At 55.9% G+C, this 7,282-nt stretch carries 3 protein-coding genes; all 3 read left to right on the forward strand.

All coding sequences use genetic code 11. The features are described from left to right. Window positions 1-97 precede the first annotated feature (97 nt). The 3 genes from EQG79_RS26420 (at window position 98) to EQG79_RS26430 (ending at window position 6,989) form a co-directional block, all read left to right on the forward strand. The gene (locus EQG79_RS26420; protein WP_165358954.1) at window positions 98-1,861 is read left to right on the forward strand and encodes an alpha-amylase family glycosyl hydrolase; all 1,764 of its coding nucleotides are present in this window, start codon (window positions 98-100) and stop codon (window positions 1,859-1,861) included. A gap of 94 nt (window positions 1,862-1,955) precedes the next feature. Beyond that, window positions 1,956-4,652, forward strand: a complete 2,697-nt coding sequence (locus EQG79_RS26425) for a TonB-dependent receptor domain-containing protein (RefSeq protein WP_129605483.1) — start codon at window positions 1,956-1,958, stop codon at window positions 4,650-4,652. A gap of 120 nt (window positions 4,653-4,772) precedes the next feature. Beyond that, complete coding sequence (locus tag EQG79_RS26430; protein ID WP_077922899.1) at window positions 4,773-6,989, forward strand: bifunctional alpha,alpha-trehalose-phosphate synthase (UDP-forming)/trehalose-phosphatase; 2,217 nt, start codon at window positions 4,773-4,775, stop codon at window positions 6,987-6,989. Window positions 6,990-7,282 lie beyond the last annotated feature (293 nt).

The raw sequence follows: 7,282 nt of genomic DNA on the forward strand, positions 1-7,282 counted from the left end.
AACCAGAGAGGACGGCTAACCGGCTACTCATAGGCCGGGTTTTTGGCTGATATGTCGACCGATGTCATGTTCTCAACTCACGTTACTAAAAAGCACCATGGGCCAGGTAGAATTAAACAGACGAACACTCGGCGTTACGTTCGATGCCGGGCAGAAAGCGAAGATACGTCTTTGGGCTCCGTATGCCAGTCAGGTGGCCCTCACCATCAATCGCGACAGCCTCACACTGCCGCTCACCCGGTCTGAGTTGGGCTACTGGTCCGCTGAAACAGATCAGCTCAAGCCCGGCGATCGGTATTCGTTTGTCCTTGAAAACGAAGAAGAGTACGCTGACCCGGCCTCGCTGGTTCAACCCGATGGGGTTTACGGCCCCTCCCAGGCGTTCGACACCAGCGCCTTTTACTGGGAGGATACCTGCTGGGTCAATCCGCCTTTCGATGAATACATCATTTACGAACTGGATGTATACACGTTCTCGGCCGAGGGCACTTTTATGGGTATTGCCGACAAGCTCGGGTACCTAAAGGCGCTGGGGGTAAACGCCATCGTAATACGACCCGTCACGCCCTTTCCCGATGCCCAGAAGGGGCACCACCCCGATATTTTTATGTATGCGGTGCAGGCTTCGTACGGCGGGCCAGGCCAGTTGCAGAAACTGGTCAATGCCTGCCATTATGAAGGCATCGCCGTAACGGTCGACCTGTCCTACAATCATGTCGACCAGCAGAAGCAGTATCTGGAAGACGTAGCCGCGCGTTGCACCGGATCGGATGATCGCAACCGGCGCCGAACGGGCAATAACGGTCGGGCCTGGCGGCAGGCGCGTCGGCAATACATCGTTGAAAACGCGTTGATGTGGCTGCGTGATTTTCACGTCGATGCCCTCCGCTTAAACGATCTTCAGGTGCTGCCCGATGCGGAAGCCGTTCTGAGCGACATCCGGCAGCAGGCCGACGCGCTGACCGGGTTAACCGGACGGCATTATTACCTCCTGGTCGAAGATAGTCCCGAACAGGAAGCTGATCAGGATGCCGAACCGATGGGCGGGGGACGCCCTGTCAAAGCTGACCAGGCCTATCGGAATTATTACGAAACAGACGGTCATACCAGGAAAGCCTACCGCGAAGATTTTATCTACGACAGGCAGTTCTCTTCGGTGCTCCGCGAACTCTTCGGTCGGGAGGCAGAGACGATCGTTAGTGAGCCCAGTGTGATGTTTACCCGCCCCCACGAAGCCGGACACGGACTTTCGGCAACTGAAGAGGGGGGGGGGCAGCCAAGCTTCGAGTCTATGAAACTCATGGCTGGCTCCATCCTGGTGAGTCCGTACGTGCCTTCCCTGTTCATGGGCGACGAATGGGGCGGGACCAATCCCTTCGCCGTGCTGACGCCTGCTGAGGGCGGTACGGAGGCCTCTGCTGACACCGACCAGGATCTGGCTGCGGCTGCTTCAGACGCCCAACCCGACGAGACGAATAAGACGCTCTATGCCTACTATCAGGCGCTTACCCGCCTTCGTCGACAGCAACCGGCCCTGTATCATCTGAACCGGAAACAAACGTCGGTCAATCAGCAACCTGATCAGGAAACCATGGTGGTTCACCGTTGGTACGAACGGAATGACATCTTATGCCTGATGAATTTTTCGGAAGAGAAACGAGAAATCACCGTACCTGCCCTCAACACCTACTGGCATAAACTGATCGACTCGGCCGATCCGGCCTGGCTTGGCCCCGAAGCCGGACCCGAATGGTTGTCGGACGGTGATACGATTACCCTGCAGCCCGAGTCGATTTTGATCTATAAAGGCTGCGACCAGCCCGACCCCCAGGCCTGCGCCGATGAACACGTCAGCGTCTGACACGTAATGATTGGTAATTAGGGGCGCTGCGTTCAAACACAGCGTCAGGGAAAAGGTTAACTAAGTACGACCTTTTCTACTCAACATCTTCTGAATGAATCATTTGCTTATTAGCTGCTCCATAGTCTGTATTTGTCTGGTATCTTCGATTAGCCGGGCGCAGCAGCCGTCGCCCGCTTCGCTCAGGCAGGCGCTGGGTATGGCACCCGACACCCTGCAGCCCCTAAGCCCTACCCGCCCCGATACAACCCAGCTCAACTCGGCCGATCGGCCCGATACGGTGCGGCAGTCGACACCCGGAAACGCTGGTATAAGCCTGCCCGCTACCCGGGATAGTAGCCAGACGTCACCGGCCCCGACTCAGCCAGGTCAACCGGCTGGTGAGGCTACGGCCGCGACGGGAACCTTACGGGGCCGTTTGGTAACTGTACAGGGCGGAAAAAATCAACCCATCGAATTTGCTAGTGTGGGCGTCTTCCGCACCCGCGACTCCAGTTCGGTAACGGGAGGACTGACGGATGAAAACGGGTATTTCAGCATCGCTAACCTGAGCCCCGACATTTATTATATTCTGATTCAGAGCCTGGGGTATGCCCCCAAGCGGATTCCCCGAATTACGGTGTCGGCCGACAATGCCGCCGTTAACCTGGGAAACGTAATCATCACCGAAACATCGCAGCAGCTGGAAGAGGTCGTTGTTCAGGGACAGCGGCAGGCCTACGAATACTCACTCGACCGGAAAATTGTGAACGTCGACCAGCTCCCCATTGCGCAGGGCGGCTCGGCGGTCGATATTTTGCTGAATGTACCGTCGGTTACCCTGGATGTGGATGGGGTGCTGAGCTTACGGGGGAGCAGTAACGTCATTGTCCTGGTAGACGGGAAGCCATCGGGGCTGACGGGTTTGGACCGGCAGGCCATTCTGGAACAGATTCCGGCCAGTAACATCGAGCGCATCGAAATTATCACCAACCCTTCGTCCCGCTTCGACGCCGATGGGGCCGCGGGGATCATCAATATTGTGCTGAAGAAAGAGCGGGCGGCTGGTTTCAACGGTACCGTTCAGCTGAACGTGGGTACGCGCGACAAGTATAATGCGTCCATTAATCTGAACGCCCGCTTCAAGAAGCTGAACCTGTTTGGCAGTTACAACTTCCGGGAAGACCGGCGGTTTCAGTACCGGATCTCGGACCGGCAGAATCTCTTTACCGATTCGACATCGTTCCTGGCGCAGCGTAACGATGCGGTCAGACGCCGGGTCAATAACAATCTGCGGCTGGGCTTCGACTATACGCTTTCAGAACGGGACAATATTACGGTATCGGCGCTCTACCGACCGGGGTATAGCTACGACAGCGAGGTAGAAACCTTCGATACGCAGGACGAAAACCGGCTTTCGCTCGGGCAAATCTATCGTACCAACGAAGAGCGGGAACCCGAACGGGGGATTGACTATACTCTCGGTTACCGACGGACTTTCCCGAAAAAAGGGCGGGAGCTGTCGTTCGATGCGACCCTGTCGACCAACAAAGGGACCGAATTTCAGCGCTTTACCAATACAACCACCTTGCCCGAAACGCTGCTTACCCCCAATTTCCTGATCGGCGATCAGCGGGCCACCAACGACCGCGACAACCGGGTTGGGGTATTGCAGCTCGACTACGTAGAGCCGCTGAAAGGCAAAAAGCGGCTGGAGGGAGGACTTAAGTACACCACACGCCAGCTGGGTGCCAACTACGTGTTCGAGAACCTGGAAGGACCGGACTGGGTGCTCAACCCCGGTATCAGCAATAATTTCATCTACGACGAACAGACCAGTGCTGCCTATGTAAACCTGGGGAATGAACTAAAAAAATTCAGCTATCAGGTTGGGCTAAGGACCGAATATACCAGCATCAGCACCGACCAGCGGACTACCAGCCAGCGCAACACCACCGACTATATCTATCTGTTCCCGAGCGCCTTCGTCAATTACAACCTGAGCCAGGCGCAAAAGCTACAGATCAATTATACCCGGCGAATCAACCGGCCGTCGGTTCGGGTGCTGAACCCGTTCATCGATCTCTCGGACCCACTCAACATTCGGTTCGGAAATCCCCTACTGAATCCTGAACTGATCAACTCCTTCGAGCTGAGTCACCTCTGGAACGGGAAGAGTACCTCGCTGACGTCGTCGCTGTTTTTCCGACAGACGAATAACGAGATTACAAACTACCGCACCCTGCGCGAAGACGGCATAACCGAACAAACGTCGCTAAACCTCAACCGGTCCCAGAATTACGGGCTGGAGGTGGTCCTCAATCAGGACATTACCCGCTGGTGGAAAGCAAGCGGAAACTTCTCGTTTTTTCAGCGGTCGATCCTGGCCAGCGCCGACGTACCCGACATTCTCTCCCGGACCAACCGGAGCTGGACCGGCCGGGTGACGTTTGATCTGAAACCTACCCGGCAAACCGCCATTCAGCTCGTGTACAACTACCGGTCGCCGTTTCTGGTCGCGCAGGGGACTATCAATAGTTTCACAAACGTAGACCTGGGCGTTAAACAAACGGTTCTGAAGGGGAGAGGTACCCTGTCGCTGCGGGTCAGCGATGTGTTCAACACCCTCCAGTTCCAGAGCGACAGCTTCGGACCCAACTTCCTGGCGACGAGCCTGAGCAAGCGCGAGAGCCGGATCGGATTTATTGGGTTCAGCTACCGCCTGAGTCGTCAGATCAGCCGGGAGCAGGACCGGGATAACGACGATCGTCAGCCCGATAATCCGGCCGGCGATCCGGACTTTTCAAATTAGCAGGGCCGATCCGGGGCAAACGCATCAGGTCATTACCGCCCCGGACTCGAGTCATAACATGTAGTTAATCCGCTTCTAAATCGTGTAAGCGTGATTTGTAAAAAGCAACGTGCCAACTGAATGAAAGTATCGAAGCCATCTTTTAAACGCCTTCTTATTGTTTCGTACCGTCTGCCATTTACCATAAAGCAGACCAAAGAAGGGCTGGAGCTTGTGCAGAACTCGGGCGGTCTGGTCTCCGCGGTGCTGTCGATGGCCGAGCGTATGGGGAACAACCCCGACGGTCAGGCTACCAAAATACACTGGGTGGGTCATGCCGACCCGAAACTGAAATCGATCGATCAGTCGGTTTTCGAGAACGAGACGTTTGTAGCCCATCCGGTCTTTATGGACGAAGCCGTGCACAAGGGGTTTTACGAAGGGTTTAGCAATGACCTGATCTGGCCCCTCTTTCACTATTTTCCGTCCTATGCATCGTTCAGCGAACCAAATTTTGATGATTATCAGCAGGCCAGCAATCGTTTTCTGGAAGAACTCGACCAGCTGATCGAGCCCGGCGATCTGGTCTGGATCCATGACTTCCAGCTTATGTTATTGCCCCGGCAGGTCAGAGAGGCCCGGCCGGATGCAACCATCGGGTACTTTTTTCATATACCGTTCCCGACCTACGAAATTGTTAAACTGCTGCCCCGCACCTGGCGACAGGCGCTCATCGAGGGGCTGTTGGGGGCCGACGTGATTGGGTTCCATACCGCCGATTATGTGCAGCACTTTATCCAGAGCGTATCGGAGGTGCTGAACCTGCCCATTATCGGGAATCGGATCGTGCTGCCCGACCGGCCGGTGGTGGTTAAAGATTTTCCGATCAGTGTCGATTTTAATAAGTTCAACAGCTCGGGCCAGGAGCCGGCCGTCATCGACACCCGCCATTTTTACCACTCCGAGCTCCGGCAGAATAAAGTAATTTTCTCCGTCGATCGACTCGATTATACCAAAGGGATCACCTCCCGGCTACTGGGGTACGAGCGGTTTTTGAACCAGAATCCCGACTGGCACGATAAGGTAACGTTCGTGATGACGGTGGTGCCCTCGCGCGACAAGATCGAGCAGTATCAGGAGATCAAACGGGAGATCGAAGAAACCGTCGGGCGCATCAACGGCCTGTTCGGCAGTATTGGCTGGCGTCCTATCGTGTACTCCTACGCATCGATGACGTTCACCGAACTGATGGCGCTGTACACCCTCTGTGATGTGGCGCTGATAACCCCCATCCGCGACGGTATGAACCTGGTCTGCAAAGAGTTCGTGGCTAGTCGACAGGACAACCGGGGGGTGTTGATCCTGAGTGAACTGGCCGGTGCGGCCCAGGAGCTGAAAGACGCCCTGATCATCAACCCGACCGATACGCAGGAGGTAGCCGATGCCATCAAACAGGGGCTACACATGGCCCCCGAGGAGCAGGAGCGCCGGATGCAGCGCATGCGTCATCACTTACAGAATTACAATGTTTTTCGCTGGAGTCACGATTTTCTTATGGCCTTTGACGAAGTTCCGGGCAGTCAGCCGGGTCTGGAAACAGACCTGTCGCTGAGCCCTTTCCTGACGGCGTTTGCCGAAGCACAACAGCGCTTGCTGTTGTTCGATTTTGACGGTACGCTGGCCCCGATTGTCGATGATCCGGCTAGTGCGCGTCCCTCCGATACGCTGCGCGAGTCGCTCTCCCGACTGGCCGAGGCTACCGACCTGGTCGTGATCAGTGGCCGTAATCGGGCGTTTCTGGAAAAAACCTTCGACTCGATACCCGTTCATCTAGTGGCCGAGCATGGCGCATTCCTCAAAAAGCCCGGGCAGCCCTGGGAACGGCTCGATCTGTCGGCTGGCGATTGGGTGGAGCCGATCCGGACGGTTATGAGCCAGTTTGTCGACCGGTTTCCCGGCTCGTTCATTGAAGAGAAAGAAACGGCTATAGCCTGGCATTACCGGCTCGTTGAGGCCGACGATGTAGACACCCAGAGTGTAGAACTGGCCACTCAGCTCCGCGATGTCAGTACCTCCACACCTCTGGCCGTCATTCAGGGGAACAAGGTCGTTGAAGTGAAGCCCTCCCAGCATAGCAAAGGAACGGTTGCTCTGTCGATCTTCGAACAAATTCCGTACGACTTTATCGTCAGCATTGGCGATGACACCACCGACGAGGACATGTTCCGGCAGTTGCCTAACTGGGCCTACACGCTGAAAGTTGGCTCCGGTGCTTCGTACGCGCGGTATCGGCTGGCCCGCCAGCAGGATGTCGAAACCCTGCTCAAACGCATGAGCGACGTCCTGGTTACGGCCTGATAAGCGGTCGGCACCGGTAAGTTGCAATGGACTTTTTACCATGCATTCATCTCTCATCACCAGTTATCTTGAATTCAAGCCATGCCATGGCCCGTTGGGCCCTTAACAGCGCAGCGTCGGTAAACAAGGGAACCAGGACACCCATGGCCCGTTAGGGCCCTAACAGCGCAGCGTCGGTATGCGAAGAGTTAAGATCGATATGGCCCGTTAGGGCCTTAACAGCGTAGCGTCGGTAGCTAAGGAAATGAGAATCGCCATGGCCCGATAGGGCCTTAACAGCGTAGCGTTGGTAG

This window comes from Spirosoma sordidisoli (assembly GCF_004138325.1).
GTDB classification, from domain to species: Bacteria; Bacteroidota; Bacteroidia; order Cytophagales; family Spirosomataceae; genus Spirosoma; species Spirosoma sordidisoli.

What these genes read in the sequence shown, in the direction of transcription:
- EQG79_RS26420 (WP_165358954.1), top strand. Translation starts at nt 98, where the DNA reads ATGGGCCAGGTAGAATTAAACAGACGAACACTCGGCGTTACGTTCGAT.
- EQG79_RS26425 (WP_129605483.1), top strand. Translation starts at nt 1,956, where the DNA reads ATGAATCATTTGCTTATTAGCTGCTCCATAGTCTGTATTTGTCTGGTA.
- EQG79_RS26430 (WP_077922899.1), top strand. Translation starts at nt 4,773, where the DNA reads ATGAAAGTATCGAAGCCATCTTTTAAACGCCTTCTTATTGTTTCGTAC.